This window comes from Providencia sp. UF-183, from assembly GCF_058246155.1.
Window position 1 is genome coordinate 1 of the sequence record NZ_JBSICD010000033.1, and the last position, 24,940, is coordinate 24,940.

Consider the following 24,940-nt stretch of genomic DNA (forward strand, 5'->3'; position numbering starts at 1 on the left):
GTTTGGCTTAAGGCTTTCTTTTTCTAACCTCACCACCGAAGCGGTTTGCCGTGACAACGGATGCGCATTATAGGGAGGTCGCAGAATTACACAACCTTTTTTTCAAAAAAAAACACCGTTTGGGGATAAAATCGCCATTCTGCTTTTTTTAGCTTCACTATGGTTATAAAAAGAGCGGATTTACACCTATAATTCTTACTTTAATTCACTTATCTAGTACGTTAACTTGTAATGAGCTAACAATTAGTAGCTTGCTACTCTCTACTTTTCATTTTTATGGCATTGATATGAACAAACCTTTACGACCTTACTTAGACATCTACCCTTCAATTGAATCACGAGTCTTTATTGATCCATCTTCAGTTGTTATTGGCGATGTACGATTAGCCGAAGATGTCAGTATTTGGCCTCTTTGCGTTTTACGTGGAGATGTTAACTATATTGCTATTGGCGCTCGTACGAATATTCAAGATGGCTCTGTCTTACATGTGACCCATAAATCCGCCAGCAATCCACAAGGAAACCCACTAATCATTGGTGAAGATGTCACGGTTGGGCACAAAGTTATGCTTCATGGCTGTACTATTGGTAATCGAGTACTAGTCGGAATGGGTTCTATCGTAATTGATGGAGCTATAATAGAAGATGATGTTGTGATTGGTGCGAACAGTCTAGTTACCCAAGGAAAACGTTTAGAATCTGGCTATTTGTATACAGGCAGCCCAGCAAAAGCCATTAGAAAACTGACCGATGCTGAACTCACTCATTTACGCTATTCCGCTAATAATTATGTTGAATGGAAAAATAACTATTTATCTTCTGATAATACGTAAATTCCATTTTCATCATCGAAGCCTTGTTCTATCAAGGCTTCGAACTCTTCTTCTATATCCCACCGATTTTGTTGGAAGAGTACTAATGCCGCGTCTTGTTCTCCATATCTTTGAAATAAAAGAGTTTGTGAAATGGTACATTCCGCTAATAAACCGCTAATTAGCACAGGGAAACGCACGGCTTCTGATAATTCATCCCATTCTTCCCTATCAGGGAATTGGATCAATTGATTCACCCTTTTAATTCCTTATATAAAGCAGATAAAACAGGTGTAATTTCAGGAAGAACGCCGTGCCACAATTTAAACGAAAATGCAGCTTGCCCAACTAACATTCCAAGCCCATCAGCAATCTTTGTCACCCGATGCTGACTCGCAAACGCAAGGAAAGGCGTTAATGTCGCTTGATAAAACATGTCATAGCAAGCAACTTCCTTTGTAAAAACCTTTGGGTTAATTGCAGGAATGTCTCCGCTAACACCTGATGATGTTGCATTTATGATGAGATCAAAATTTGCTAAGTTGATCTGCTCGATCGCATTTCCACGAATTTTACCTAATGAGGAGAATTCATTAACTAACGTTTCGACTTTAGAAAACGTTCTATTTGTCAGTGTGATATCACAACCAAATTCTAAAAGCGGTAGTAACGCACCTCGTGTTGCACCACCAGCACCGATGATTAATACTCGGCTATTTGAATGCACAAACTCTAAACGTTGCAGGTCTAGCAATAACCCCATGCCATCAGTGTTATCACCCAGTAGGCGGTTGTCATCGAGTTTCATCACTGTATTGACCGCCCCACAAGTCTGAGCCCGCTCAGTTAACTCAGTAACAGCTAAAAAAGCTCGTTCCTTAAATGGCAATGTAATGTTTGCACCTTTTCCACCTTGTGAAAAAAAACTACCCAAACATTCTTCAAAGTTTTCTATTGGTGCTAAAATTTTTTCATATTCAAGCGCAATCCCCGTTTGTTCTGCAAACATTTTATGTATAAACGGAGATTTACTGTGTTGAATCGGATTTCCAAAAACTGCAAACATTTCCATTAATTTTACCCTTTTCGATACAATTCGCCGGTTTTGGCATCCCTAATTTCAGATGGGTTTTGGCGGCCGCCTACAGCACCATCTAGGACTGGCACTCTGTCATTAAACTGAGCAATCACCTCTTCAGTAGTTCTGCATGGCTCAAACCCGCTTAAATTGGCACTTGTTGATACCAATGGCTTACCATAATGACGACAAAGTTTTTTGACAAGTTCATGGTCGGTGACTCTCACGGCAAGTGTATCGAACCGCCCAGTTAGCCATTTAGGTGTTGCCGCTTTAGCTGGGATCACCCATGTTACTGGCCCTGGCCATGTCGCAAACATTGCTTGTTTTTGTTCTTCCGTTAATTGTTCATCATCGATGTAATCTTTTAATTGCTCATAATTATCAGCAATAAGAATCAACCCTTTTTCCCAAGGGCGCTGTTTAAGGTCTAAAAGTTGATGAACCGCTTTTTCACTATCAGGGTCACAACCTAAACCAAAAACGGCTTCCGTTGGATAGGCGATCACTTTTTCTTGTTTTAACGAAACGATAATACTTTCAATTGCAGGTGTAGATTCATTTGACATAGTTTTAACTCATTATTCTTCTTGTTGCTTAGCGCAGCGTTTGCTGGCACAAAATAATCTTACTCCCTGTCCGCCCCTTTTTTCCATCAATAATGGGTATTCACAAAACATACATTTGCCAACAATAGGCTTATTATTGAGGATAAACTGACAGTTAGGGTAATTATCACAGGCATAAAAAGTCTTCCCAAAACGGGATTTTCTTTGGAGTAAATTGCCTTTTTGGCATTGAGGGCAAGGAATTTTTGTTTCATCTGGCTTATCTATGAGTTCAATATGTTCACATTCTGGGTAATGGCTGCAACCAATGAACATACCAAACCGACCTTGTTTTAATACCAGTTCATGCCCACATTTAGGGCAATGCTGTCCATCCAAAACTTTGACAATATGACTCTCAATGCTCGGCCTCAATGGACGCATATAGTGACACTCTGGGTAGCTGGAGCACCCAAGAAAAGGCCCATGGGTACTATTACGGATCACCAAAAGTGAATCGCACTCTGGGCAATGTTCGTTTTTATCTGTATCAAAAGGCAATTGTTTTGACATGTTTTCTCTTACTTTTCTTTAATCTATAAGCCATGGCTAGTTTAATTTGATATACCCACCAGCACACGCACTAATCATTCCGTTAATTTCCATCTCGGTTAATATTGAAATCACTTGAGTAATCGGAATTTGGGCTTGTACAGCAATAACATCAACCGAAGTAACTTGGTAGCTCACCAAATCCAATATCTTTTGTTCTTTTAAATTAAGCGCTGTTGGTAGGCTTTCATCGATATTTGAACCGATGGGAAGTTCAGGTTGCACCCAATTTAGCCCATCCCCAAGGTGCTGTAAAATATCCTCAGCATCCACCAATAAATAAGCGCCTTGCTGTAATAACCAAAGGTTACCACCAAACGCAGGATTGCCAAGAGGCGCTGGAAGTGTAAAAAGGTCTCGGTTTTGCTCAATAGCATAACGTGCTGTAATTAAAGAACCACTTTTCATACCAGCTTCTATTATAACAACCGCTTTACTCAGCCCACTAATGATTCTATTTCGCCTTGGAAATTGTTTAGGTAATGGTGGCGTATCTGGCCAATATTCTGATACAAGCGCCCCTTTTTCTTTTATTTGTTCAGCGAGTGCAGCATGTTGTTTTGGATAAATATTGGCTAAACCACTCCCCAAAACGGCAACCGTCGCGCCGTTATTATCAAGTGCAGCCTTATGACTTATTCCGTCTATGCCTAAAGCAAGCCCACTGGTAATAGAAAGGCCATATTGAACAAAGTCCTTAACAAACTCAGTCGCCCACTTCCGTCCATACTCACTCGCTTGCCGGCTTCCAACTAAAGCGATTTGTGGCGTTGTAAGAATGTCTTTTTTTCCCACCACAAAAAGCAAAAGCGGTGGGTGATGGATTTGCTTTAATAAAAATGGATAGGAAGGATCAATGAAGGTAACCATTTGATTACTTTTATCCATCAACCATTGCTGTGCTTTTTCTAATCGGTACTTTGGCACATTAAGAAATTGTAATCTCTGCATTTCGTTTAAACCGCAGTGTTGCAAAGCTCGGTTACTGATTTTATTGAGTTGTTTTAGCTCATTGATCATGTTTACCGCATGAACAGGCAACAACCGACTTACCAGAGACGTTCTTAACCATATTTCTTGGAGATTCATTTCGTCATCCTGACTGATTATTGGATACGTTCTTCAGTGAACAAATCATAACCAATACTGTCAATATGGCGGATAAATGTCTAGAATAGGCATTAATTCCCATTCACTTTTTGGAAACCGCTCGAAAAATTTATGTCAGTCTTAAACGTATTACATTATCCAGACGAGCGCTTACGCACAATTGCTAAGCCAGTCGAAAAAGTTGATGCACAAATTCAACGCATTGTAGATGATATGTTCGATACCATGTATGAAGAAGAAGGTATTGGGCTTGCTGCTACGCAAGTGGATATCCACCAGCGGATCATTGTTATCGATGTGTCTGAAACACGTGACCAACGCTTAGTGATTATCAACCCTGAATTATTAGATAAATCAGGTGAAACTGGTATTGAAGAGGGATGCCTCTCTATCCCTGAGCAGCAAGGGTTTGTTCCACGCGCAGAGCAAGTCAAAATTCGTGCATTAGACTATAACGGTGAGTCTTTTGAACTTGAAGCCGATGGCTTATTGGCTATTTGCATCCAACATGAAATGGACCACCTTGTTGGGAAGCTATTTGTTGATTACTTATCACCTTTAAAACGTCAGCGTATCCGCCAAAAAGTTGAGAAGCTGGATAGGCTAAGAGCGAAAGAAGCAAAAAATAGCTAGTTTAGTAAATAGAAACAGGGAAATTAACGTGTCAGAACCATTAAAAATTATCTTTGCGGGGACACCCGATTTTGCAGCAAAACATTTAGCTGCACTCCTTGGAACCCAACACAAAATCGTTGGCGTTCTTACTCGCCATGATAAACCTGCGGGCAGAGGAAAAAAGCTGACGCCAAGCCCTGTAAAAGTTTTGGCACAAGAACATGACATCCCTGTTTTTCAGCCGGTATCTCTAAGAGACGCTGAAAATCAGCAGTGGCTCAAAGATAGAAATGCCGACCTCATGATAGTTGTCGCATATGGGTTGATTTTACCACAAGCTGTTTTAGATATTCCTCGCTTAGGCTGCCTGAATGTGCATGGTTCTTTGTTGCCTCGTTGGCGCGGAGCCGCACCAATTCAACGTTCGATTTGGGCGGGGGACGCTGAAACAGGGGTGACAATTATGCAGATGGATGCTGGGTTAGATACGGGAGACATGCTATATAAAGCCGTATGTCCCATCATGGCAGATGATACCAGCGCAACTCTGTATGATAAACTGGCGATCACTGGGCCTAAAGCTTTAATCCATACGGTTGATATGTTGTCCACAGGTCAATGTACTCCTGAAAAACAAGATGACACTCTTGCTAATTACGCAGAAAAACTTTCTAAAGAAGAAGCTCGTATTGATTGGCAACAGGATGCAACTCATATTGAACGTTGTATTCGTGCATTTAATCCGTGGCCGATGAGCTATTTTATGGTTCAGGAACAACTGATTAAGGTTTGGCAAGCTGAAGTGATTGATGACTCGCAAGGTAGACAACCCGGAACAATAATTAGCGCAGATAAAAATGGGATATGCATTGCCACGGGGAATGGCATATTAAATATTACCCAGTTACAACCGCCAGGCAAAAAAGCCATGAGTGCGCAGGATATACTAAACTCTCGCCGTGAATGGTTTACCCCAGAGCAAATTCTCGATTAACGAATCTGTAAACTGCCTGAAATATCAGGCAGTTTTATTTCAGTAACTAAAAGACCCATCTTTACTTATGAAAAACACATACAATTTGCGTAGTCTCGCTGCGACTGCAATTAATCAGGTTATTGATAATGGGCAATCATTAAGTACCGTTTTGCCTGATTTACAACGTAATATTAACGACAAAGATAAAGCATTATTACAAGAGATTTGTTTTGGTGTCCTACGCTATTTACCAAAACTTGAATGGTTTATTAGCCAATTAATGGAAAAACCACTCACTGGTAAACAGAGAACCTTGCACTATCTCATTATGGTGGGTATCTATCAGTTGCTTTATACACGTATCCCCGCTCACGCTGCATTAGCTGAAACCGTAAATGGTGCCGTCGCACTCAAACGCCCACAGCTAAAAGGCTTGATCAATGGTGTCTTACGTTCTTTTCAACGCCAACAGGTTCAATTAGAAGAGCGGATCGCAAATAATAACAGCCAGTACTTGCACCCAAGTTGGTTACTTAAGCGTTTACAAACTGCATATCCTAATGAATGGCAAGCTATTGTCGAAGCGAATAACCAGCGACCACCTATGTGGCTGAGAGTAAATTCTCTACATCATACTGCTGAGCAATATCTTGGTTTATTGGAACAAGTGGAGATAACAGCACATTTGCACCCAACTCATCCTAGTGCTATCCGTTTAGAAGAACCTACCGCAGTAACAAAGCTGCCAGGCTTCGAGGATGGCTGGTCAACAGTACAAGATGTCTCTGCTCAAGGGTGTGCGGAGTTACTTGAACCGCAAAACGGCGAAAATGTTTTAGATTTATGCGCAGCACCGGGTGGTAAAACAACACATATTTTAGAGCTAGCGCCAAAAGCGAATGTCCTTGCAGTTGATATTGATGAAACTCGCCTGAAACGAGTGAAAGAGAATTTAATTCGCCTTAAGCAGCATGCTACCGTAGTTCAAGGGGATGGAACACAACCCGAAAAATGGGCTGATGGACAACAGTTTGATCGAATTTTACTTGATGCGCCATGTTCAGCGACAGGGGTTATCCGCCGCCATCCTGACATAAAATGGCTACGTCGTGACTCTGATATCAATGAACTGGCAGAATTACAGGCAAAAATATTAGAGGCCGTTTGGCCTTATCTAAAAACAGGTGGTACTTTATTGTATGCAACCTGTTCTATCATGCCTGAAGAGAACTACCAACAAATACAAAAGTTCCTTGCTAAACATACCGATGCACGTCTAAATGATGGAACAGAGGCAGGGCTACAAATATTGCCAAGTGCCGAAGGCGGTGATGGCTTCTTTTATGCACGTTTAATAAAACAAGCACAATAATAAGTCGTTAGTTACCTAATATAGGAATATGCAATGAAAATCATTATTCTAGGCGCTGGGCAAGTCGGTGGCACACTTGCTGAAAATTTAGTTGATGAGAACAATGATATTACCGTCGTTGATACAGATGGCGATCGTCTGCGTCAACTGCAAGATCAATTCGATCTACGTGTCGTCAATGGTCATGGTTCCCATCCACGTGTACTTCGTGATGCGGGGGCTGAAGATGCTGATATGTTAGTTGCAGTCACTAACTCTGACGAAACAAATATGATTGCTTGCCAAATTGCATATAGCCTATTTAATACGCCGAATAAAATTGCGCGGATCAGAGCTACCGAATATATCCGTGAGGCTGATAAGCTATTTCTTCCAGAGCAGATCCCAATTGACTACCTGATATCACCTGAGCAGTTGGTCATCGACTATATCTATAAACTGATTCAATATCCTGGCGCTCTTCAGGTGGTTAATTTTGCGGAAGGTAAAGTCAGTATTGTTGCTGTAAAAGCTTACTATGGTGGTTCACTGGTAGGGAATGCTTTATCTAGCTTACGTGAACACATGCCACATATCGATACGCGAGTTGTTGCGATATTTCGACAAGATCGCCCTATTCGCCCTCAAGGTTCAACAGTTATTGAAGCGGGTGATGAAGTTTTCTTTGTCGCTTCAACACAACATATCCGCGCCGTAATGAGTGAGCTGCAAAGACTAGAAAAACCCTACAAACGTTTGATGATTGTGGGCGGGGGTAATGTTGGCGCAGGTCTAGCACGTCGACTAGAAAAGGATTATAGCGTTAAGCTTATCGAGCGAAACCAACAACGTGCAACCGAATTAGCTCAGTTATTACATGACACTATTGTATTTTATGGCGATGCTTCTGATCAAGAGCTACTCACTGAAGAACATATTGAACAAATGGATGTGTTTATCGCCCTCACAAATGACGATGAAGCAAATATTATGTCTGCCATGTTAGCGAAAAAAATGGGGGCAAAAAAAGCCATGGTGCTTATTCAACGTTCCGCTTATGTCGAACTTGTTCAAGGGGGAGTGATTGATATTGCAGTCTCCCCACAACAAGCCACTATCTCTGCTTTATTAAGTCATGTAAGAAAAGCCGATATTGTGAGCGTTTCTTCTCTAAGGAGGGGGGTCGCTGAGGCGATTGAAGCCATTGCACATGGTGATGAAAATACCTCAAAAGTGGTTGGCAAAAAAATATCCGAAATTAAACTTCCTCCAGGAACAATAATTGGAGCAATAGTTCGAGAAGAGGAAGTTATTATTGCTAGCGATTATCATATTATTGAACAAGGTGACCACGTTATAATGTTTATTACAGATAAAAAGTATGTTCCTGACGTAGAAAAATTATTCCAGCCCAGCCCATTCTTTTTATAAAATAATAAAAAAAGAGCGTAAATATTTGCAGCTTAATAAATCTAGCGACTATAATTTGTTAACCTAACATACATTTTGTTTCAATTGAGTTACTTATTAAGGGGTCGTCGATGAGTTTTTTAAAAGATTTTCGCGAATTTGCCATGAAAGGCAATGTAGTAGATATGGCTGTCGGTATTATTATCGGAGCTGCGTTTGGTAAAATTGTTTCCTCTCTTGTTGCTGATGTCATCATGCCCCCATTAGGTTTACTTATTGGTGGGGTTGACTTTAAATCATTCAGTGTAGTTCTAAAAGAAGCACAAGGTGACTTACCAGCCGTTGTACTTAATTATGGGATGTTTATACAAACTGTATTTGATTTTGTTATTGTCGCTTTTGCGATATTTATGGCTATTAAAGTCATGAATAAAGTACGCCGTGAAAAAGAAGCCGCACCCGCTGAACCAACACCGCCATCAACTGAAGAAGTTTTATTATCAGAAATTCGTGATTTATTAAAAGAACAGAATAAAAAATAACTAAAAAGCCAGTGGTAATAAGTAAATAAACCTATTACCACTGGCCTCCCAGTTACCAGCCTTATTATTTTTTCCTTTTCTAGTATAACTTCCTTTTCCTTTTTTATTTTTTTCTACACGTTGTCGAAATAATGGGTCATGAAGTAATGCTTCAATTGCATTATTTTTTATCTCACCACGTTTATGCTGATATTTAGTCATAATATACCTTCATTAATTTAAGTTAATCATATTAATAAACCTTAGATGCACCTCGCTCTAAAATTTCCATAATAGAGCAGTATGTTGTTGCATGCTCATCGCCACAACATGCAGAACTTAACATTTTCAGCGAATCACGCATAATGATAAGCTCTTGGATCTTTTTTTCAACTTCCAGTAATCTGATATCTACAATATGTTTAGATTCCTGACAAGTATGATGTTCTGGGTCAACACGAATAGACAACAGTTCAGCAATCGCTTCTAAAGTAAAACCTAGTTGCTTTGCATAGCGAATAAAACGTAGCCGCTGAAGGTCTTGCTCAGTAAAAAGCCGATAGCCACCTTCCGTACGTACTTTATGTCCCATTAACCCCTGTTTTTCATAAAAACGAATAGTATCTGGTGTCACATCCGCTAATTTAGCAATTTCACCTATCTTATACATGCTCATATTACCTTACCTATAGATATGAATTAATCGTGGGAAATTCAAGGGGAGAACAAATGCATGAAGGGTAAGAATAGCAGGTACAAAAAAACCGGGCAAATATACCCGGTTTTCTTGAAAGCGACTGTAGATTACTCTGCAGCTGCTTCTTGAGACTCAACAGCACGGTCAACAAGCTCGATGTAAGCCATCGGAGCGTTGTCACCTGTACGGAAGCCACACTTAAGAATACGAGTGTAACCACCTGCACGAGCTGCGAAACGAGGTCCCAGTTCATTAAATAATTTTGCAACGATCTCGTTATCACGAGTACGTGCGAATGCCAGACGACGATTAGCTACGCTGTCGGTCTTGGCAAGAGTAATCAGCGGCTCAACGACGCGACGCAGTTCTTTCGCTTTAGGCAGAGTCGTCTTGATAATCTCATGACGAACTAAAGAACCAGCCATGTTACGGAACATAGCTTGGCGGTGGCTGCTGTTGCGGTTCAATTGACGACCACTCTTACGATGGCGCATGACCTTATCCTTCTCAGTAAAACCTTAACCTGTGATCTTAATCATCAGCAATACTTGCTGGTGGCCAATTTTCTAAGCGCATGCCCAGAGAAAGACCACGAGATGCCAAGACGTCCTTAATTTCAGTAAGAGATTTCTTACCAAGGTTAGGCGTTTTAAGCAACTCAACTTCTGTACGCTGTACCAGATCACCGATGTAGTGGATAGCTTCTGCTTTGAGGCAGTTAGCAGAGCGGACAGTCAATTCCAGATCGTCAACTGGGCGCAGTAAGATAGGATCGAATTCTGGTTTTTCTTCTTTAACTTCTGGTTGACGTACATCACGTAAATCAACAAAAGCTTCAAGTTGTTCAGCCAGAATGGTCGCTGCACGGCGAATCGCCTCTTCAGGATCGATTGTACCATTCGTTTCCATTTCGATAACTAACTTATCCAAGTCAGTACGTTGCTCAACACGAGCTGCTTCAACATTGTAGGCAATACGCTCTACTGGGCTGTAGCAAGCATCGACTAACAAACGACCGATTGGGCGCTCATCTTCTTCCGAATGAACTCGGGCAGAAGCCGGCACATAACCACGACCACGCTGAACCTTAATACGCATATTAATAGATGCGCTTTCGTCAGTCAGGTGGCAGATGATGTGCTGTGGCTTGACGATTTCGACATCGCCATCATGGACGATGTCGGCTGCAGTCACAGGGCCAATGCCAGATTTATTCAAGGTTAAAATAACTTCATCTTTCCCCTGAACTTTTACCGCCAGCCCTTTCAGGTTGAGGAGAATCTCCAGGATATCTTCCTGTACACCTTCTTTGGTGCTGTACTCGTGCAGTACACCATCAATCTCAACCTCTGTCACCGCACAACCCGGCATAGACGAAAGCAGAATACGGCGCAGTGCGTTACCAAGAGTATGGCCAAAGCCACGCTCTAAAGGCTCAAGGGTCACCTTAGCGTGCGTCGAACTCACTTGCTCGATATCTACCAGGCGCGGTTTTAGAAACTCTGTCACAGAACCCTGCATTGTGTCCTCTCTTTGGTGCTAAGCTTTACTTGGAGTAAAGCTCGACGATCAGGTGTTCGTTAATGTCCGCAGACAAGTCAGTACGTTCAGGAATACGTTTGAACACACCTTCCATTTTAGCAGCATCAACTTCCAGCCAAGTTGGCTTCTCACGCTGTTCAGCCAGCTCTAAAGCAGCCTTAATACGAGACTGTTTTTTAGCTTTCTCACGAACGCTGATAACGTCATTCGGGGAAACCTGATAAGAAGCGATATTAACAACACGACCATTTACCATGATAGCTTTGTGGCTAACCATTTGACGTGCTTCTGCGCGAGTTGCGCCAAAGCCCATACGGTAAACGACGTTATCAAGACGACCTTCCAGCAGAGTCAGCAGGTTTTCACCTGTGTTGCCTTTCAGGCGTGTTGCTTCTTTGTAATAGTTACGGAATTGACGTTCCAGAACACCGTAGATACGACGAACTTTTTGTTTTTCACGTAACTGAACACCGTAGTCAGACAGACGCGGTTTACGCGCTCCGTGCTGGCCTGGTGCCTGTTCTAATTTACACTTGGTGTCAATCGCGCGAACACCAGACTTCAGAAAGAGGTCTGTTCCTTCGCGACGGCTCAGCTTGAGCTTAGGACCCAAATATCTAGCCATTTTCTTTCTCCAACAGTCCTAAAAAAAACGAAACGTATTAAACGCGACGTTTTTTCGGTGGGCGACAACCGTTATGAGGGATAGGAGTCACATCAGTAATATTAGTGATGCGGAAACCAGCGGCGTTCAGAGCACGAATTGTTGATTCGCGACCCGGACCCGGTCCCTTAACCATAACTTCCAGGTTTTTGATTCCGTATTCTTTCACAGCTTCTGCGCAACGCTCTGCTGCAACCTGAGCTGCGAACGGAGTTGATTTGCGAGAACCACGGAAACCGGAACCACCGGCAGTTGCCCAACCTAATGCGTTACCCTGACGGTCAGTAATTGTAACGATTGTGTTGTTGAAAGAAGCATGGATATGAGCCACACCGTCTGAGACTTGTTTTCTTACACGCTTACGTGCACGAACTGGTGCCTTTGCCATTATTCAATACCCCGACTTATTTCTTGATCGGCTTACGCGGACCCTTGCGGGTACGAGCGTTAGTCTTAGTACGCTGTCCGCGCACAGGAAGACCACGACGATGACGTAAACCACGGTAACATCCAAGGTCCATCAGACGCTTGATGCTCAGGGTAATTTCACGACGTAGGTCACCTTCTACCACATACTTGGCAACTTCGTCACGCAGCTTGTCGATTTGTTCTTCAGACAGCTCACTGATCTTAACATTTTCAGCAATACCAGTTGCTTCACAGATAGCCTGTGAACGTGTTTTGCCGATTCCGAAAATCGATGTTAAAGCGATTACGGTATGTTTATGATCAGGAATGTTAATGCCTGCTATACGGGCCACTATGCACTCCTAAGTTAAAATATACATTACTGTGCTGAAAAGCCCGTTTTCAGGATACTCAAACAATAATGTATCTTAGATAAAAAAGATTGGCTGGCTAATTTAGCCAGCTCAACCCAACTTTGCAAGAAAAAAATGCTTTTTCTTAACCTTGACGTTGTTTATGTCTTGGTTCAACACTGCAAATTACACGAACGCTACCATGGCGACGGATAATTTTACAGTTACGGCATAATTTCTTGACGGAAGCACGAACTTTCATTTTTACTCTCCGTAACTTCTAGCAAACCATAATCACACTAAGTGACTATTTACCTTTAAGGTTTGCTTTCTTCAATGCAGACTCATACTGACTTGACATCATCAGAGTTTGCACTTGAGCCATAAAGTCCATGATAACGACAACCACAATTAAGAGGGAAGTACCACCAAAGTAGAAAGGTACTTTCATTGCGTCACGCATGAACTCCGGGATTAGGCAGATAAAGGTGATGTATAACGCGCCAACTAATGTCAGACGAGTCATTACCTTATCAATGTACTTGGCCGTTTGCTCTCCCGGACGAATTCCTGGTACAAATGCACCGGACTTCTTCAGGTTATCTGCTGTTTCTCTCGGGTTGAAAACCAACGCCGTATAGAAGAAACAGAAGAAGATGATCGCAGAAGCATAAAGTAACACATACAACGGTTGACCAGGCTGTAAATACATAGAAATTGTAGTTAGCCAGTCCCAACCAGTTCCATCACCAAACCAAGATGCTATTGTACCCGGGAATAGTATGATACTGGAAGCAAAAATTGCAGGAATTACACCCGCCATATTCACTTTTAACGGTAAATGCGTACTTTGTGCTGCATAAACACGGCGTCCTTGCTGACGTTTGGCGTAATTAACGACGATACGACGTTGACCACGCTCCATAAACACAACAAAGAAAGTTACCGCGAATACTAATACCGCAACCAACAGCAACAGGAGGAAGTGCAGATCGCCTTGCCGAGCTTGCTCGATGGTATGGCCAATGGCCGGCGGTAATCCCGCAACAATACCAGCGAAGATAATGATTGAAATACCGTTACCGATACCTCTTTCAGTTATCTGTTCACCTAACCACATCAGGAACATAGTTCCTGTGACTAAGCTAACAACTGCCGTAAAGTAGAACGGGAGGCCCGGATCAATCACTAATCCTTGCATCCCTGGCATATTCGGTAGACCCATTGCAATACCAATAGATTGGAATATTGCTAATACCAGAGTACCCCAGCGAGTATATTGGCTTATCTTCCGACGACCTGCTTCTCCTTCCTTCTTGATCTCTGCTAATCGTGGATTAACCACTGATAATAATTGGATAATAATCGATGCCGAAATATACGGCATGATACCCAAAGCAAAGATAGAAGCACGGCTAAGAGCACCACCAGAGAACATGTTAAACATTTCAATGATGGTGCCTTGTTGCTGTTCGAGCAATTTGGCAAGCACAGTGGCATCAATACCAGGGATTGGAATAAAAGAACCAATTCGGAAAACAATTAGCGCACCAATTACAAACAAAAGTCTGCGTTTAAGTTCGCCAGCTCCACCTTTGGCACTTTGAAAATCTAATCCTGGTTGTTTAGCCATCTGTCACTTATTCCTCAATTTTACCGCCGGCAGCTTCGATTGCAGCGCGAGCACCTTTAGTAACACGAAGGCCACGTACAGTAACTGCACGGTTCACTTCGCCAGACAGAATAACTTTCGCAAATTCAATCTGGATGCCAACAACGTTCGCGGCTTTCAGTGCGTTCAGATCAATAACATCGCCTTCAACAGCAGCAAAATCAGACAGACGAATCTCTGCAGTGATCATTGCTTTACGTGAAGTGAAGCCGAATTTCGGCAAACGACGGTATAAAGGCATCTGGCCGCCTTCGAAACCACGACGTACGCCACCGCCAGAACGAGATTTCTGACCTTTGTGACCACGGCCGCCGGTTTTACCCAGACCAGAACCGATACCACGACCTACGCGTTTAGGCGCGTGCTTGGCACCTTCAGCCGGAGACAGAGTATTTAAACGCATCTCTTACTCCTCAACTTTAACCATGTAGGAAACCAAGTTGACCATACCACGAACGGCAGGAGTATCCTCACGCTCTACTGTATGACCAATGCGACGCAGACCTAAACCGACCAGTGTTGCCTTATGCTTAGGCAGACGACCGATTGAACTGCGAACTTGTGTAATTTTAATAGTCTTAGCCATGGCCGATTACCCCAGAATTTCTTCGACGGATTTTCCACGCTTAGCTGCGACCATTTCTGGAGACTTCATGCTGTCTAAAGCATCCAGTGTTGCACGAACCACGTTGATTGGGTTTGTGGAACCGTAGGTTTTAGCCAGTACGTTGCGAACTCCAGCTACTTCTAACACTGCACGCATTGCACCACCGGCAATGATACCGGTACCTTCGTGAGCAGGTTGCATAAACACACGAGAACCAGTGTGCGTACCTTTCACAGGGTGGAACAATGTGCCGTTGTTAAGAGCAACGGTTTTCATACTGCGACGGGCTTTTTCCATCGCTTTCTGGATTGCTGCCGGAACTTCGCGCGCTTTGCCGTAGCCAAAACCGACGCGACCGTTACCATCACCAACTACTGTCAGTGCGGTAAAGCTGAAAATACGGCCACCTTTAACGGTTTTTGCTACGCGGTTTACCGCGATCAGCTTTTCCTGCAGTTCGCCAGCTTGTTTTTCGATGTGAGACATCTTACACCTCTACCTTAGAACTGAAGGCCAGCTTCACGGGCAGCATCTGCCAGTGCCTGGACTCTACCATGATATTGGAAACCAGAACGGTCAAAAGCAACAACAGTGATGCCTTTTTCCAGTGCGCGTTCAGCAACTAATTTACCAACTGCTGCTGCTGCGTCTTTGTTTCCAGTAAACTTAACTTGTTCATTGATAGCTTTTTCTGTAGTAGAAGCTGCAACCAATGTTTCAGAACCGTTCGGTGCGATAACCTGCGCATAAATATGGCGTGGAGTACGATGTACCACCAGGCGAGTCGCACCCAACTCTTGGATCTTACGGCGTGCGCGGGTCGCACGACGGATACGAGCTGCTTTCTTATCCATAGTGTTACCTTACTTCTTCTTAGCCTCTTTGGTACGCACGATTTCATCGGCGTAACGAACACCTTTACCTTTGTAAGGCTCAGGACGACGGTAAGCACGCAGTTCTGCTGCAACTTGACCAATCACTTGCTTATCCGCACCTTTCAGTACGATTTCAGTTTGTGTTGGACATTCAGCAGTAATGCCTGCTGGTAGTGCGTGTTCAACCGGATGCGAGAAACCTAAAGACAAGCTAACAGCGTTGCCTTTGATTGCTGCACGGTAACCAACACCAACCAGTTGAAGCTTTTTAGTGAAGCCATCGGTAACACCAACAACCATTGCATTGCACAGTGAACGAGTTGTACCCGCTTGTGCCCATGCATCTTCAAAACCATCACGTGGTCCGAAAGATAAATGGCCATCTTCATGTTTAACTTCAACTGCATTATGGATAGTACGAGTAAGCTCGCCGTTTTTACCCTTAATCGAAATAACCTGACCGTTGAGTTTTACCTCTACGCCGGCAGGAATGACGACGGGTGCTTTTGCAACACGAGACATTCTTTCCTCCCGAATTAAGCTACGTAGCAGAGAATCTCGCCACCAAGACCAGCTTGGCGAGCTGCACGATCAGTCATGACACCTTTAGAGGTAGAAATAACAGCGATACCTAAGCCAGCCATAACTTGTGGCAGCTCATCTTTTTTCTTATAGATGCGCAGACTTGGGCGGCTTACACGCTGAATGCTTTCTACGACAGCCTTACCTTGGAAATAACGTAAAGTCAGTTCCAATTCTGGCTTGATGTCGCCTTCAATTTTAAAATCTTCGATATAACCTTCTTCCTTCAGCACTTTGGCAATCGCCACTTTCAGCTTGGAGGAAGGCATGGTGACCGCAACTTTGTTCGCGGCCTGACCGTTACGGATACGGGTCAGCATATCCGCGATGGGATCTTGCATGCTCATCTGTCTTTACTCCCGTGATTCAAATGGAATTACCAACTTGCCTTTTTAAGGCCCGGGATTTCACCGCGCATAGCGGCTTCACGGACTTTAATACGGCTCAGACCAAACTTCCGCAGGAAACCGTGCGGACGCCCTGTTTGACGGCAGCGGTTACGCTGACGAGAAGGACTTGAATCACGTGGCAGTGTTTGCAGCTTGAGAACAGCGTCCCAGCGATCTTCATCAGATGCTTTAACATCAGAGATGATAGCTTTTAATTCAACGCGTTTTGCGAAGAACTTCTCAGCTAATTTAGCACGTTTAACATCACGCGCTTTCATAGATTTCTTAGCCATGAGTACCCTGCCTTACTTGCGGAACGGGAAGTTGAACGCTGCTAACAGTGCGCGACCTTCGTCATCTGATTTCGCAGTAGTGGTGATAGTAATATCTAAACCACGTACGCGATCCACTTTATCGTAATCGATTTCAGGGAAGATGATTTGTTCACGAACACCCATGCTGTAGTTACCGCGACCATCGAAAGACTTAGCGGACAAGCCACGGAAGTCACGAATACGTGGTACAGCAATAGAAATCAGACGCTCAAGGAACTCCCACATGCGTTCGCCACGCAGGGTTACTTTACAGCCGATTGGATAGCCCTGACGGATTTTGAAGCCTGCAACAGATTTGCGTGCTTTGGTGATCAATGGTTTTTGACCAGAGATAGCTGTTAAATCAGCTGCTGCGTTATCCAGCAGTTTTTTATCAGCAATCGCTTCACCAACACCCATATTCAGGGTGATCTTCTCGACCCGAGGGACTTGCATGACAGAAGAGTAACTAAACTCAGTCATGAGTTTATTAACAACTTCGTCTTTATAGTAATCATGCAGTTTCGCCATCGTATACTCCAAAAATTACTTGATAGTTTCACTGTTAGATTTGAAGAAACGGACTTTTTTGCCGTCTTCGAATCTAAAGCCTACACGGTCTGCCTTACCAGTTGCCGCGTTAAAGATTGCAACGTTAGAAACTTGAATAGCCGTTTCTTTTTCAACGATGCCACCTGGTTGATTCAGAGCCGGGACTGGCTTCTGATGTTTTTTAACCAGATTGATACCTTCAACGATAACTTTACCAGAAGAAAGAACCTGTTTTACTTTACCGCGCTTACCTTTGTCTTTACCAGTTAGCACGATAACTTCGTCATCACGACGGATTTTCGCTGCCATAGTTCGCTCCTTAGAGTACTTCAGGTGCCAGAGAGATAATTTTCATAAACTTCTCATTACGAAGTTCACGAGTTACCGGCCCAAAAATACGCGTACCGATTACTTGCTCGCTGTTATTGTTTAATAACACACAAGCATTACCATCGAAGCGAATGACAGAACCGTCAGGGCGACGTACACCCTTCTTGGTGCGCACCACTACCGCTTTCAGGACATCACCCTTTTTAACTTTACCGCGTGGAATTGCTTCTTTAACAGTAATTTTAATGATGTCGCCTACATGTGCATAGCGACGGTGCGAGCCACCTAGAACCTTGATACACATTACGCGACGTGCACCGGAGTTGTCGGCCACGTTCAGCATAGTCTGTTCTTGGATCATTTTAGTGCTCCGCTAAATGTCAACTACTACTGAGCCACCTCATTATGAAGAGGCCGTTCAAATATACCCATACTACGAGGGCGCGGCATTATAACACCACATCAACGCGATGGACAGAAAAAAATAAACGGCTCAGTCAAAAAGAGCCGTTTATTCATCACGAAAAATCTATTCTATTACAGAACAGCTTTTTCTACAACGCGAACTAAGGCCCAAGACTTAGTCTTAGACAGTGGACGAGTTTCGCGGATTTCTACCACGTCACCAATTCCACATTCATTGTTCTCGTCATGTACGTGCAATTTAGTCGTACGACGGATGAATTTACCATACAGAGGGTGTTTCACCATACGCTCGATAGCAACAACAATAGATTTCTCCATTTTATCGCTAACTACACGACCTTGCAGAGTACGGATTTTATCGCTCATTACGCACCTGCCTTCTCAGTCAGTAAAGTCTTCACACGTGCGATATCGCGACGCACTTGTTTCAACAGATGAGACTGTTGCAGCTGACCGCTTGCAGCTTGCATACGTAAATTAAATTGTTCACGCAGCAGATTCAGCAGTTCAGCATTCAGCTCTTCAACGCTTTTTACGCGCAGCTCTTGTGCTTTCATTACATCACCGTCTTAGTTACAAAGGTGGTTTTGATAGGCAGTTTCGCTGCTGCCAGAGAGAATGCCTCACGAGCCAGCTCTTCAGGCACACCGTCCATTTCGTACAGGACTTTTCCAGGCTGAATTAAGGCAACCCAATATTCTACGTTACCTTTACCTTTACCCATACGAACTTCGAGTGGTTTCTCAGTGATTGGTTTGTCTGGGAACACACGGATCCAGATTTTACCTTGACGCTTAATAGCACGGGTCATAGCACGACGTGCCGCTTCGATCTGACGTGCAGTCAGACGACCACGGCCAACAGCTTTAAGACCGAAAGTGCCGAAGCTAACATCCGTACCTTGCGCTAGACCACGGTTGCGGCCCTTGTGCACCTTACGGAATTTTGTACGCTTTGGTTGTAACATCAGCGACTCTCCTTACTTGCGGCCTTTACGCTGCTGCTTTTTAGGTTGAGCAGCTGGTTTCTCAGCTTGTTCAACAGCAGCCATACCACCCAGAATCTCACCTTTGAAGATCCATACCTTAACGCCGAGAACACCATATGTGGTGTGCGCTTCTGAAGTGTTGTAATCGATATCAGCACGTAATGTGTGCAGTGGCACACGGCCTTCACGATACCACTCGGTACGAGCGATTTCAGCACCGCCTAAACGGCCACTGACTTCAACTTTGATACCTTTAGCGCCCAGACGCATTGCATTCTGTACTGCACGCTTCATAGCACGACGGAACATAACACGACGTTCCAGCTGTGAAGAGATGCTGTCAGCAACTAATTTTGCGTCTAGTTCTGGTTTACGAACTTCGGCGATATTGATTTGCGCAGGAACACCAGCGATATCCGCTACTGTTTTACGCAGTTTTTCAACGTCTTCACCTTTCTTACCGATAACGATACCTGGGCGAGCAGTGTGAATAGTCACACGGATGCTTTTCGCAGGACGTTCGATAACGATGCGAGAGATTGACGCTTTTGCCAGTTCTTTATTCAAGTACTGACGTACTTTAAAATCGCTGTCTAGGTTGTCAGCGAATTCATTAGTATTCGCATACCAAGTAGAGTTCCAAGGTTTGACAATACCCAGGCGAATACCATTAGGATGTACTTTCTGACCCATTGCTAGTCTCCAGAGTCTCAGCGATCGGACACAACCACAGTAATGTGGCTGGTGCGCTTAAGAATACGATCTGCACGGCCTTTCGCACGCGGCATGATGCGTTTCATAGTTGGACCATCGTCTACGAAAATTTTCGCAACTTTCAGGTCATCAATGTCAGCGCCATCGTTTTGCTCTGCGTTAGCAATTGCAGATTCAAGTACTTTCTTCACTAAACCAGCAGCTTTCTTGTTGGTGTAGGTCAGAATTTCCAGAGCTTGCGACACTTTCTTACCGCGAATCAGGTCGGCGACTAAGCGAACCTTCTGGGCAGAAGAACGAGCGTGGCGATGTATAGCTAAAGTTTCCATCTCTTCCTCCTATCCTTAACGTTTCTTAGCTTTCTTATCTGCCGCATGGCCGCGATAAGTGCGAGTCGGTGCGAATTCACCCAGTTTGTGACCAACCATTTCGTCGGTTACGAAAACTGGAACATGCTGACGACCATTATGGACAGCGATGGTCAATCCGATCATATTAGGAAAGATCGTTGAACGACGGGACCAAGTCTTGAGAGGCTTCTTGTCTCCGCTTTCCACCGCTTTCTCTACCTTCTTCAGCAAGTGCAGGTCAATGAAAGGACCTTTCTTGAGAGAACGTGGCATGGCTTATCCTCTAATTATTTTTTAGAACGATGACGTACGATGAATTGATCAGTACGCTTGTTGCTACGAGTTTTCTTACCTTTGGTCTGAACGCCCCATGGTGTTACTGGGTGTTTACCAAAGTTACGGCCTTCACCACCACCATGTGGATGGTCTACTGGGTTCATCGCAGTACCGCGAACGGTAGGACGAACACCACGCCAGCGGCTAGCACCAGCTTTACCGAGAACACGTAACATATGTTCAGCGTTACCAACTTCACCTAAGGTTGCACGGCAATCTGCTAATACTTTACGCATTTCACCAGAACGCAGACGTAATGTTACATAAGCACCATCACGAGCAACGATTTGAGCGTAAGTACCTGCTGAACGCGCTAACTGACCACCTTTACCTGGTTTCAGTTCGATATTATGAACTGTAGAACCAACAGGGATGTTGCGCATTGGCATTGCATTACCAGCTTTGATTGCTGAATCAACACCAGATTGAATCTGGTCACCAGCTTTCAGGCCTTTTGGTGCAAGAATATAACGACGTTCACCGTCTTTATATAAAACCAGTGCGATGTTCGCAGAACGGTTTGGATCATATTCCAAACGTTCAACAACTGCAGGGATACCGTCTTTGTTGCGTTTAAAGTCAACTAAACGATAATGCTGCTTGTGGCCACCACCGATGTGACGGGTAGTGATACGGCCATTGTTGTTACGACCACCGGACTTGCTCATTTTTTCTAACAGTGGTGCATAAGGTTTTCCCTTATGCAGCTCTGGGTTAACCACTTTAACTACGTGGCGACGGCCCGGAGACGTAGGTTTACATTTAACAACTGCCATTGTTCTTTACTCCTCCGACTTACTCTGCGCCGCTAATGAAGTCCAGATTCTGGCCTTCTTTCAGCGTAACGTAAGCTTTTTTCCAGTCACTACGACGACCAGAGCGCTGACCGTGGCGTTTAGTTTTGCCTTTAACCAGCAAAGTGTTAACACCTTCAACTTCAACTTCAAACAGTTTCTGTACAGCAGCTTTGATTTCTGCTTTAGTTGCGTCTTTTGCAACTTTGAGAACGATGGTATTGCTTTTTTCCATCGCTGTAGAAGCTTTTTCAGATACATGCGGCGCGCGCAGTACTTTCAGCAGACGTTCTTCACGGATCATGCCAGCATCTCCTCAACTTGCTTCACAGCATCAGCAGTCATAACCACTTTGTCGAAAGCGATCAGGCTAACTGGGTCGATACCTGCTGCATCACGAACGTCAACCTTGTACAGGTTACGTGCTGCTAAGAACAGATTTTCATCTAATTCAGCAGTGATGATCAGAACATCTTGCAGAGCCATATCTTTCAATTTCTGTGCCAGCAACTTAGTTTTAGGTGCTTCAACAGAGAACTGTTCGACAACGATCAGACGATCTTGACGTACCAACTCAGAGAGGATGCTTTTTAAAGCACCACGGTACATCTTTTTATTAACTTTTTGACTGTGGTCCTGTGGTTTAGCTGCGAAGCTAACACCACCAGAGCGCCAGATTGGGCTCTTAACTGAACCAGAACGTGCACGGCCTGTGCCTTTTTGACGCCATGGTTTTTTACCTGAACCAGAAACTTCAGCACGAGTTTTCTGAGCACGAGTACCTTGACGAGCACCAGCTGCATACGCAACAACTACTTGGTGAACAAGCGCTTCATTGAAATCACGCCCGAAGGTAGTTTCGGAAACAGTCAGCGCGCTTTGCGCGTCTTTCATTACCAATTCCATTCCTATCTCCTCGACGTTAAGCCTTGACAGCCGGTTTTACGATCAGGTTGCTACCAGTTGCTCCTGGAACAGCACCTTTGACCAGCAGCAGGTTGCGCTCAGCGTCAACACGTACTACATCTAAGCTTTGAACAGTTACACGTTCATTACCCAGTTGGCCTGCCATTTTCTTGCCTTTGAACACTTTGCCCGGAGTCTGGTTTTGACCGATAGAACCCGGAACACGGTGTGACAAGGAGTTACCGTGAGTAGCATCTTGAGTACGGAAATTCCAGCGCTTAACTGTGCCGGCAAAACCTTTACCTTTAGATGTACCAGTAACGTCGACTTTTTTAACGTCAGCGAAAATTTCAACGCTAATGCTTTGACCTGCAGTAAACTCAGTACCTTCTTCGGTACGGAATTCGCGCAGAATACGGCCAGCTTCAACGCCAGCTTTAGCGAAATGACCTGCTTCAGGTTTAGTTACACGGTTAGCTTTTTTGCTACCAGTAGTAACCTGAATTGCATTGTAACCGTCGGTTTCTGCAGTTTTAACCTGAGTAACGCGGTTATTTTCAATTTCGATAACAGTTACAGGGATAGAAACGCCATCTTCAGTGAAGATACGAGTCATTCCCACTTTCTTACCGACTAAACCAATCATTGTTTCAACCTCTCAATCGTTCGACGACCTGATTAACCCAGGCTGATCTGCACGTCAACGCCGGCAGCCAGGTCCAGACGCATCAGAGCATCAACGGTCTTCTCGGTTGGCTCAACGATGTCAACCAGACGTTTGTGAGTGCGAATTTCGTACTGATCACGCGCATCTTTATTAACGTGCGGAGAAATCAGAACGGTAAAACGCTCTTTACGTGTCGGCAGCGGGATAGGACCACGTACCTGCGCACCAGTGCGCTTAGCAGTCTCTACGATTTCCGCAGTTGATTGATCGATTAAACGATGATCAAAAGCTTTAAGGCGGATACGGATTCTTTGGTTCTGCATGAGACCAGAGCTCCAACTATTTTATAAACGTAAATGATTACTCCTCGTACCCATTTCGATTGATGGGAGAGTGTAATCGTCTTGGTGTAACTCCCATATCGGGAGTATTGTCTAAATGAGCAACAAATCGTTGGCTCAATACTGATATTTCAGTCCTGATAAATCAGGGCTTACTCATCAGTAAGCCCGCGCATTATACGTAAATTATTGTGAAACGCAAGCAATCGGGGAAAATATGTGCGAATTTTCTGGCGCTATAACAAAAAAACGCCCAACTCTGATAAGGTCAGAAATTAGGCGCTCATATAAAACCAAAAAAATTTCACATAAGATTGAAACTTACAACCCTACTCTTCGATAACTTGGGCCTGCAGATAGTTTTGAATACCTAAACGAACAATTAAATCTAACTGTGTTTCAATCCAATCAATATGATTTTCTTCATCGGCCAAGATTTCAATCATCAAATCTCGGCTAACATAGTCATGAATAGAGTCTGCATACTTAATTGCCTCTTTTAAGTTTTTTGCACCATCAAGTTCAAGCTGTAAATCTGACTTAAGCATTTCTTCTACGTCTTCACCAATATTTAGCTTGCCTAAGTCTTGTAAGTTAGGAATACCTTCAAGAAAAAGAATACGCTCGATATATTTATCGGCATGTTTCATTTCATCAATTGATTCATGATATTCCATCTCATTGAGGCGTGTAAGTCCCCAATTTTTAAACATACGTGCATGTAAAAAATATTGGTTAATTGCGACTAGCTCATTGCCCAGCAATTTATTAAGGTGGGCTATCATTTTTTTATCGCCTTTCATTTGTACCCTCCATCGCTTCCAGTTCTTTAAGTGTAGTACTGAAATTGATTAGCAGAGTAATTTTTACACAATCATTTATACAAAAGGCAACAAAATTAACTGGGGGATAATTTGAAGGGATCGTGATTATGCAACTTCAATGACGCAAATATCTTCTAGATGAACGAGCTCTTGCTGCAAAATCTCTCTGGTTTGCCGAATGCACTTTCCACATTCACGGCCAACAGGCAATACTTGGCGCAACCCTTTTAATGAGCTAACTTGGTATTTCCTTACCGCATTTCTGATTTGCTTATCTGTAATCGCTTCACAGAGACACACATACATAGTCATTTACTCATCGATATAACCTTTAATGATTTTAAATAAAAATGATTACCATTTCAATTATCATTTGATTATTTTACATCCACAATAATATTTCTCTACTTCCGCTGATAAATCTCAAATTTAAAATATAAAAAAAGGCACCGATTAAGGTGCCTTTTCTGAAACTTGTGATGCTATGTATTATGCAATGATTTTTGCAACAACACCCGCACCTACAGTACGGCCACCTTCACGGATTGCGAAACGTAAACCGTCGTCCATCGCGAT

General features: G+C 43.5%; 44 protein-coding genes. 6 read left to right on the forward strand and 38 right to left on the reverse strand.

Annotated features, from left to right (window positions below):
* The first annotated feature begins 287 nt into the window (after positions 1-287).
* Positions 288-833, forward strand: coding sequence for a gamma carbonic anhydrase family protein (locus tag AC4IFT_RS21095; RefSeq protein ID WP_490737201.1), 546 nt, complete (start codon positions 288-290; stop codon positions 831-833).
* On the opposite strand, the gene AC4IFT_RS21100 is transcribed toward AC4IFT_RS21095, so the two are convergent.
* From AC4IFT_RS21100 to dprA, 5 genes are read right to left on the reverse strand one after another with little or no spacing between them, the layout of a single operon-like run.
* A complete protein-coding gene (locus AC4IFT_RS21100) occupies positions 809-1,069 on the reverse strand; it encodes a DUF1488 family protein (protein ID WP_490752653.1) in 261 nt (86 codons plus the stop codon). The two genes, AC4IFT_RS21095 and AC4IFT_RS21100, sit on opposite strands and share 25 nt — an antisense overlap.
* Positions 1,066-1,884, reverse strand: coding sequence for a shikimate dehydrogenase (gene aroE / locus AC4IFT_RS21105; RefSeq protein ID WP_490752655.1), 819 nt, complete (start codon positions 1,882-1,884; stop codon positions 1,066-1,068). Before aroE ends, AC4IFT_RS21100 begins: the two co-directional genes overlap by 4 nt.
* A 5-nt stretch (positions 1,885-1,889) precedes the next feature.
* On the reverse strand, positions 1,890-2,459 hold the full coding sequence (gene tsaC, locus AC4IFT_RS21110) for an L-threonylcarbamoyladenylate synthase type 1 TsaC (RefSeq protein ID WP_490737195.1): 570 nt from the start codon (positions 2,457-2,459) through the stop codon (positions 1,890-1,892).
* 12 nt (positions 2,460-2,471) lie between these two features.
* The gene (locus AC4IFT_RS21115; protein WP_490752657.1) at positions 2,472-3,011 is read right to left on the reverse strand and encodes a DNA topoisomerase family protein; all 540 of its coding nucleotides are present in this window, start codon (positions 3,009-3,011) and stop codon (positions 2,472-2,474) included.
* Between the two features lie 36 nt (positions 3,012-3,047).
* Positions 3,048-4,139 carry a DNA-processing protein DprA gene (dprA, locus tag AC4IFT_RS21120; RefSeq protein ID WP_490752659.1) on the reverse strand — a complete coding sequence of 364 codons (1,092 nt, stop codon included), beginning with the start codon at positions 4,137-4,139 and terminating at the stop codon, positions 3,048-3,050.
* Between the two features lie 132 nt (positions 4,140-4,271).
* Here dprA and def point away from each other — a divergent pair, with 132 nt between their 5' ends.
* The 5 genes from def (at position 4,272) to mscL (ending at position 9,054) form a co-directional block, all read left to right on the forward strand.
* On the forward strand, positions 4,272-4,793 hold the full coding sequence (def, locus tag AC4IFT_RS21125; RefSeq protein WP_490737189.1) for a peptide deformylase: 522 nt from the start codon (positions 4,272-4,274) through the stop codon (positions 4,791-4,793).
* 28 nt (positions 4,794-4,821) lie between these two features.
* On the forward strand, positions 4,822-5,769 hold the full coding sequence (fmt, locus tag AC4IFT_RS21130; RefSeq protein ID WP_490752661.1) for a methionyl-tRNA formyltransferase: 948 nt from the start codon (positions 4,822-4,824) through the stop codon (positions 5,767-5,769).
* Positions 5,770-5,836: 67 nt separating this feature from the next.
* Complete coding sequence (gene rsmB / locus AC4IFT_RS21135) at positions 5,837-7,123, forward strand: 16S rRNA (cytosine(967)-C(5))-methyltransferase RsmB (RefSeq protein ID WP_490752663.1); 1,287 nt, start codon at positions 5,837-5,839, stop codon at positions 7,121-7,123.
* 33 nt (positions 7,124-7,156) lie between these two features.
* The gene (gene trkA, locus AC4IFT_RS21140) at positions 7,157-8,533 is read left to right on the forward strand and encodes a Trk system potassium transporter TrkA (protein ID WP_206086925.1); all 1,377 of its coding nucleotides are present in this window, start codon (positions 7,157-7,159) and stop codon (positions 8,531-8,533) included.
* 110 nt (positions 8,534-8,643) lie between these two features.
* Positions 8,644-9,054: a large-conductance mechanosensitive channel protein MscL gene (gene mscL, locus AC4IFT_RS21145; RefSeq protein WP_206086924.1), complete on the forward strand. Its 411-nt coding sequence runs from the start codon at positions 8,644-8,646 to the stop codon at positions 9,052-9,054.
* Here the strand turns inward: mscL and AC4IFT_RS21150 are convergent, their stop codons facing one another.
* From AC4IFT_RS21150 to AC4IFT_RS21310, 33 genes are all read right to left on the reverse strand, one after another.
* Positions 9,055-9,255: an alternative ribosome-rescue factor A gene (locus AC4IFT_RS21150; RefSeq protein WP_490737183.1), complete on the reverse strand. Its 201-nt coding sequence runs from the start codon at positions 9,253-9,255 to the stop codon at positions 9,055-9,057.
* 31 nt (positions 9,256-9,286) lie between these two features.
* Positions 9,287-9,703: a Zn(2+)-responsive transcriptional regulator gene (zntR, locus tag AC4IFT_RS21155; RefSeq protein WP_219249538.1), complete on the reverse strand. Its 417-nt coding sequence runs from the start codon at positions 9,701-9,703 to the stop codon at positions 9,287-9,289.
* Positions 9,704-9,837: 134 nt separating this feature from the next.
* Entirely contained in the window at positions 9,838-10,224 is a 387-nt protein-coding gene (gene rplQ, locus AC4IFT_RS21160) for a 50S ribosomal protein L17 (protein ID WP_014657271.1), read from the reverse strand.
* Between the two features lie 37 nt (positions 10,225-10,261).
* Positions 10,262-11,251: a DNA-directed RNA polymerase subunit alpha gene (locus AC4IFT_RS21165; protein WP_008913899.1), complete on the reverse strand. Its 990-nt coding sequence runs from the start codon at positions 11,249-11,251 to the stop codon at positions 10,262-10,264.
* A 25-nt stretch (positions 11,252-11,276) separates the two neighbouring features.
* Entirely contained in the window at positions 11,277-11,897 is a 621-nt protein-coding gene (gene rpsD, locus AC4IFT_RS21170; protein ID WP_004265487.1) for a 30S ribosomal protein S4, read from the reverse strand.
* A 37-nt stretch (positions 11,898-11,934) separates the two neighbouring features.
* Complete coding sequence (gene rpsK, locus AC4IFT_RS21175; protein WP_004388621.1) at positions 11,935-12,324, reverse strand: 30S ribosomal protein S11; 390 nt, start codon at positions 12,322-12,324, stop codon at positions 11,935-11,937.
* A gap of 16 nt (positions 12,325-12,340) precedes the next feature.
* Positions 12,341-12,697 carry a 30S ribosomal protein S13 gene (rpsM, locus tag AC4IFT_RS21180; RefSeq protein ID WP_004907144.1) on the reverse strand — a complete coding sequence of 119 codons (357 nt, stop codon included), beginning with the start codon at positions 12,695-12,697 and terminating at the stop codon, positions 12,341-12,343.
* A gap of 145 nt (positions 12,698-12,842) precedes the next feature.
* Positions 12,843-12,959, reverse strand: a complete 117-nt coding sequence (gene rpmJ / locus AC4IFT_RS21185; RefSeq protein WP_006816323.1) for a 50S ribosomal protein L36 — start codon at positions 12,957-12,959, stop codon at positions 12,843-12,845.
* Between the two features lie 45 nt (positions 12,960-13,004).
* Entirely contained in the window at positions 13,005-14,330 is a 1,326-nt protein-coding gene (secY, locus tag AC4IFT_RS21190) for a preprotein translocase subunit SecY (RefSeq protein ID WP_004265481.1), read from the reverse strand.
* Between the two features lie 7 nt (positions 14,331-14,337).
* Positions 14,338-14,772 carry a 50S ribosomal protein L15 gene (rplO, locus tag AC4IFT_RS21195; protein ID WP_206086920.1) on the reverse strand — a complete coding sequence of 145 codons (435 nt, stop codon included), beginning with the start codon at positions 14,770-14,772 and terminating at the stop codon, positions 14,338-14,340.
* A gap of 3 nt (positions 14,773-14,775) precedes the next feature.
* Complete coding sequence (gene rpmD / locus AC4IFT_RS21200; RefSeq protein ID WP_004265475.1) at positions 14,776-14,955, reverse strand: 50S ribosomal protein L30; 180 nt, start codon at positions 14,953-14,955, stop codon at positions 14,776-14,778.
* Positions 14,956-14,961: 6 nt separating this feature from the next.
* The gene (rpsE, locus tag AC4IFT_RS21205) at positions 14,962-15,462 is read right to left on the reverse strand and encodes a 30S ribosomal protein S5 (RefSeq protein WP_006657022.1); all 501 of its coding nucleotides are present in this window, start codon (positions 15,460-15,462) and stop codon (positions 14,962-14,964) included.
* A 14-nt stretch (positions 15,463-15,476) separates the two neighbouring features.
* A complete protein-coding gene (rplR, locus tag AC4IFT_RS21210; RefSeq protein ID WP_006657021.1) occupies positions 15,477-15,830 on the reverse strand; it encodes a 50S ribosomal protein L18 in 354 nt (117 codons plus the stop codon).
* Between the two features lie 9 nt (positions 15,831-15,839).
* Positions 15,840-16,373 (reverse strand): 50S ribosomal protein L6, encoded by a 534-nt coding sequence (gene rplF / locus AC4IFT_RS21215; RefSeq protein ID WP_490737180.1) that lies wholly within the window; start codon positions 16,371-16,373, stop codon positions 15,840-15,842.
* A 14-nt stretch (positions 16,374-16,387) separates the two neighbouring features.
* Positions 16,388-16,780, reverse strand: a complete 393-nt coding sequence (rpsH, locus tag AC4IFT_RS21220) for a 30S ribosomal protein S8 (RefSeq protein ID WP_042847562.1) — start codon at positions 16,778-16,780, stop codon at positions 16,388-16,390.
* A gap of 29 nt (positions 16,781-16,809) precedes the next feature.
* Positions 16,810-17,115: a 30S ribosomal protein S14 gene (gene rpsN / locus AC4IFT_RS21225; RefSeq protein WP_004265458.1), complete on the reverse strand. Its 306-nt coding sequence runs from the start codon at positions 17,113-17,115 to the stop codon at positions 16,810-16,812.
* A 12-nt stretch (positions 17,116-17,127) separates the two neighbouring features.
* Positions 17,128-17,667: a 50S ribosomal protein L5 gene (gene rplE, locus AC4IFT_RS21230; RefSeq protein WP_206086918.1), complete on the reverse strand. Its 540-nt coding sequence runs from the start codon at positions 17,665-17,667 to the stop codon at positions 17,128-17,130.
* Between the two features lie 15 nt (positions 17,668-17,682).
* Positions 17,683-17,997 carry a 50S ribosomal protein L24 gene (gene rplX, locus AC4IFT_RS21235; RefSeq protein WP_047756683.1) on the reverse strand — a complete coding sequence of 105 codons (315 nt, stop codon included), beginning with the start codon at positions 17,995-17,997 and terminating at the stop codon, positions 17,683-17,685.
* 10 nt (positions 17,998-18,007) lie between these two features.
* A complete protein-coding gene (gene rplN, locus AC4IFT_RS21240) occupies positions 18,008-18,379 on the reverse strand; it encodes a 50S ribosomal protein L14 (protein WP_004265449.1) in 372 nt (123 codons plus the stop codon).
* 176 nt (positions 18,380-18,555) lie between these two features.
* The gene (rpsQ, locus tag AC4IFT_RS21245; RefSeq protein WP_042847566.1) at positions 18,556-18,810 is read right to left on the reverse strand and encodes a 30S ribosomal protein S17; all 255 of its coding nucleotides are present in this window, start codon (positions 18,808-18,810) and stop codon (positions 18,556-18,558) included.
* The gene (rpmC, locus tag AC4IFT_RS21250) at positions 18,810-19,001 is read right to left on the reverse strand and encodes a 50S ribosomal protein L29 (protein ID WP_206086917.1); all 192 of its coding nucleotides are present in this window, start codon (positions 18,999-19,001) and stop codon (positions 18,810-18,812) included. Before rpmC ends, rpsQ begins: the two co-directional genes overlap by 1 nt.
* Complete coding sequence (gene rplP / locus AC4IFT_RS21255) at positions 19,001-19,411, reverse strand: 50S ribosomal protein L16 (protein WP_004265436.1); 411 nt, start codon at positions 19,409-19,411, stop codon at positions 19,001-19,003. Before rplP ends, rpmC begins: the two co-directional genes overlap by 1 nt.
* Before the next feature lie 12 nt (positions 19,412-19,423).
* Positions 19,424-20,125, reverse strand: coding sequence for a 30S ribosomal protein S3 (rpsC, locus tag AC4IFT_RS21260; RefSeq protein WP_004907131.1), 702 nt, complete (start codon positions 20,123-20,125; stop codon positions 19,424-19,426).
* Between the two features lie 17 nt (positions 20,126-20,142).
* Positions 20,143-20,475, reverse strand: coding sequence for a 50S ribosomal protein L22 (gene rplV / locus AC4IFT_RS21265; RefSeq protein WP_206086916.1), 333 nt, complete (start codon positions 20,473-20,475; stop codon positions 20,143-20,145).
* Positions 20,476-20,490: 15 nt separating this feature from the next.
* A complete protein-coding gene (rpsS, locus tag AC4IFT_RS21270) occupies positions 20,491-20,769 on the reverse strand; it encodes a 30S ribosomal protein S19 (RefSeq protein ID WP_004265426.1) in 279 nt (92 codons plus the stop codon).
* A 14-nt stretch (positions 20,770-20,783) separates the two neighbouring features.
* Positions 20,784-21,608: a 50S ribosomal protein L2 gene (rplB, locus tag AC4IFT_RS21275; protein ID WP_219245000.1), complete on the reverse strand. Its 825-nt coding sequence runs from the start codon at positions 21,606-21,608 to the stop codon at positions 20,784-20,786.
* A 19-nt stretch (positions 21,609-21,627) separates the two neighbouring features.
* On the reverse strand, positions 21,628-21,930 hold the full coding sequence (rplW, locus tag AC4IFT_RS21280; RefSeq protein ID WP_219245001.1) for a 50S ribosomal protein L23: 303 nt from the start codon (positions 21,928-21,930) through the stop codon (positions 21,628-21,630).
* Positions 21,927-22,532, reverse strand: a complete 606-nt coding sequence (rplD, locus tag AC4IFT_RS21285; RefSeq protein ID WP_219245002.1) for a 50S ribosomal protein L4 — start codon at positions 22,530-22,532, stop codon at positions 21,927-21,929. Before rplD ends, rplW begins: the two co-directional genes overlap by 4 nt.
* A gap of 16 nt (positions 22,533-22,548) precedes the next feature.
* Entirely contained in the window at positions 22,549-23,178 is a 630-nt protein-coding gene (gene rplC, locus AC4IFT_RS21290) for a 50S ribosomal protein L3 (protein ID WP_219245003.1), read from the reverse strand.
* A gap of 32 nt (positions 23,179-23,210) precedes the next feature.
* Positions 23,211-23,522, reverse strand: a complete 312-nt coding sequence (gene rpsJ / locus AC4IFT_RS21295; protein ID WP_001181005.1) for a 30S ribosomal protein S10 — start codon at positions 23,520-23,522, stop codon at positions 23,211-23,213.
* A gap of 347 nt (positions 23,523-23,869) precedes the next feature.
* Positions 23,870-24,343, reverse strand: coding sequence for a bacterioferritin (bfr, locus tag AC4IFT_RS21300; RefSeq protein WP_206086911.1), 474 nt, complete (start codon positions 24,341-24,343; stop codon positions 23,870-23,872).
* Positions 24,344-24,469: 126 nt separating this feature from the next.
* Positions 24,470-24,670, reverse strand: coding sequence for a bacterioferritin-associated ferredoxin (gene bfd / locus AC4IFT_RS21305; protein ID WP_490752665.1), 201 nt, complete (start codon positions 24,668-24,670; stop codon positions 24,470-24,472).
* Positions 24,671-24,853: 183 nt separating this feature from the next.
* Positions 24,854-24,940: EF-Tu C-terminal domain-related protein (locus AC4IFT_RS21310; protein WP_445576139.1), on the reverse strand; the 87-nt coding region annotated here is incomplete at its 5' end.

Coding starts and splice junctions, on each gene's coding strand:
- AC4IFT_RS21095 (WP_490737201.1), top strand. CDS start 288: ATGAACAAACCTTTACGACCTTACTTAGACATCTACCCTTCAATTGAA.
- aroE (WP_490752655.1), bottom strand. CDS start 1,884: ATGGAAATGTTTGCAGTTTTTGGAAATCCGATTCAACACAGTAAATCT.
- tsaC (WP_490737195.1), bottom strand. CDS start 2,459: ATGTCAAATGAATCTACACCTGCAATTGAAAGTATTATCGTTTCGTTA.
- AC4IFT_RS21115 (WP_490752657.1), bottom strand. CDS start 3,011: ATGTCAAAACAATTGCCTTTTGATACAGATAAAAACGAACATTGCCCA.
- dprA (WP_490752659.1), bottom strand. CDS start 4,139: ATGAATCTCCAAGAAATATGGTTAAGAACGTCTCTGGTAAGTCGGTTG.
- def (WP_490737189.1), top strand. CDS start 4,272: ATGTCAGTCTTAAACGTATTACATTATCCAGACGAGCGCTTACGCACA.
- rsmB (WP_490752663.1), top strand. CDS start 5,837: ATGAAAAACACATACAATTTGCGTAGTCTCGCTGCGACTGCAATTAAT.
- trkA (WP_206086925.1), top strand. CDS start 7,157: ATGAAAATCATTATTCTAGGCGCTGGGCAAGTCGGTGGCACACTTGCT.
- mscL (WP_206086924.1), top strand. CDS start 8,644: ATGAGTTTTTTAAAAGATTTTCGCGAATTTGCCATGAAAGGCAATGTA.
- AC4IFT_RS21150 (WP_490737183.1), bottom strand. CDS start 9,255: ATGACTAAATATCAGCATAAACGTGGTGAGATAAAAAATAATGCAATT.
- zntR (WP_219249538.1), bottom strand. CDS start 9,703: ATGTATAAGATAGGTGAAATTGCTAAATTAGCGGATGTGACACCAGAT.
- rplQ (WP_014657271.1), bottom strand. CDS start 10,224: ATGCGCCATCGTAAGAGTGGTCGTCAATTGAACCGCAACAGCAGCCAC.
- AC4IFT_RS21165 (WP_008913899.1), bottom strand. CDS start 11,251: ATGCAGGGTTCTGTGACAGAGTTTCTAAAACCGCGCCTGGTAGATATC.
- rpsD (WP_004265487.1), bottom strand. CDS start 11,897: ATGGCTAGATATTTGGGTCCTAAGCTCAAGCTGAGCCGTCGCGAAGGA.
- rpsK (WP_004388621.1), bottom strand. CDS start 12,324: ATGGCAAAGGCACCAGTTCGTGCACGTAAGCGTGTAAGAAAACAAGTC.
- rpmJ (WP_006816323.1), bottom strand. CDS start 12,959: ATGAAAGTTCGTGCTTCCGTCAAGAAATTATGCCGTAACTGTAAAATT.
- secY (WP_004265481.1), bottom strand. CDS start 14,330: ATGGCTAAACAACCAGGATTAGATTTTCAAAGTGCCAAAGGTGGAGCT.
- rplO (WP_206086920.1), bottom strand. CDS start 14,772: ATGCGTTTAAATACTCTGTCTCCGGCTGAAGGTGCCAAGCACGCGCCT.
- rpmD (WP_004265475.1), bottom strand. CDS start 14,955: ATGGCTAAGACTATTAAAATTACACAAGTTCGCAGTTCAATCGGTCGT.
- rpsE (WP_006657022.1), bottom strand. CDS start 15,462: ATGTCTCACATCGAAAAACAAGCTGGCGAACTGCAGGAAAAGCTGATC.
- rplR (WP_006657021.1), bottom strand. CDS start 15,830: ATGGATAAGAAAGCAGCTCGTATCCGTCGTGCGACCCGCGCACGCCGT.
- rplF (WP_490737180.1), bottom strand. CDS start 16,373: ATGTCTCGTGTTGCAAAAGCACCCGTCGTCATTCCTGCCGGCGTAGAG.
- rpsH (WP_042847562.1), bottom strand. CDS start 16,780: ATGAGCATGCAAGATCCCATCGCGGATATGCTGACCCGTATCCGTAAC.
- rpsN (WP_004265458.1), bottom strand. CDS start 17,115: ATGGCTAAGAAATCTATGAAAGCGCGTGATGTTAAACGTGCTAAATTA.
- rplE (WP_206086918.1), bottom strand. CDS start 17,667: ATGGCGAAACTGCATGATTACTATAAAGACGAAGTTGTTAATAAACTC.
- rplX (WP_047756683.1), bottom strand. CDS start 17,997: ATGGCAGCGAAAATCCGTCGTGATGACGAAGTTATCGTGCTAACTGGT.
- rplN (WP_004265449.1), bottom strand. CDS start 18,379: ATGATCCAAGAACAGACTATGCTGAACGTGGCCGACAACTCCGGTGCA.
- rpsQ (WP_042847566.1), bottom strand. CDS start 18,810: ATGAGCGATAAAATCCGTACTCTGCAAGGTCGTGTAGTTAGCGATAAA.
- rpmC (WP_206086917.1), bottom strand. CDS start 19,001: ATGAAAGCACAAGAGCTGCGCGTAAAAAGCGTTGAAGAGCTGAATGCT.
- rplP (WP_004265436.1), bottom strand. CDS start 19,411: ATGTTACAACCAAAGCGTACAAAATTCCGTAAGGTGCACAAGGGCCGC.
- rpsC (WP_004907131.1), bottom strand. CDS start 20,125: ATGGGTCAGAAAGTACATCCTAATGGTATTCGCCTGGGTATTGTCAAA.
- rplV (WP_206086916.1), bottom strand. CDS start 20,475: ATGGAAACTTTAGCTATACATCGCCACGCTCGTTCTTCTGCCCAGAAG.
- rpsS (WP_004265426.1), bottom strand. CDS start 20,769: ATGCCACGTTCTCTCAAGAAAGGTCCTTTCATTGACCTGCACTTGCTG.
- rplB (WP_219245000.1), bottom strand. CDS start 21,608: ATGGCAGTTGTTAAATGTAAACCTACGTCTCCGGGCCGTCGCCACGTA.
- rplW (WP_219245001.1), bottom strand. CDS start 21,930: ATGATCCGTGAAGAACGTCTGCTGAAAGTACTGCGCGCGCCGCATGTA.
- rplD (WP_219245002.1), bottom strand. CDS start 22,532: ATGGAATTGGTAATGAAAGACGCGCAAAGCGCGCTGACTGTTTCCGAA.
- rplC (WP_219245003.1), bottom strand. CDS start 23,178: ATGATTGGTTTAGTCGGTAAGAAAGTGGGAATGACTCGTATCTTCACT.
- rpsJ (WP_001181005.1), bottom strand. CDS start 23,522: ATGCAGAACCAAAGAATCCGTATCCGCCTTAAAGCTTTTGATCATCGT.
- bfr (WP_206086911.1), bottom strand. CDS start 24,343: ATGAAAGGCGATAAAAAAATGATAGCCCACCTTAATAAATTGCTGGGC.
- bfd (WP_490752665.1), bottom strand. CDS start 24,670: ATGTATGTGTGTCTCTGTGAAGCGATTACAGATAAGCAAATCAGAAAT.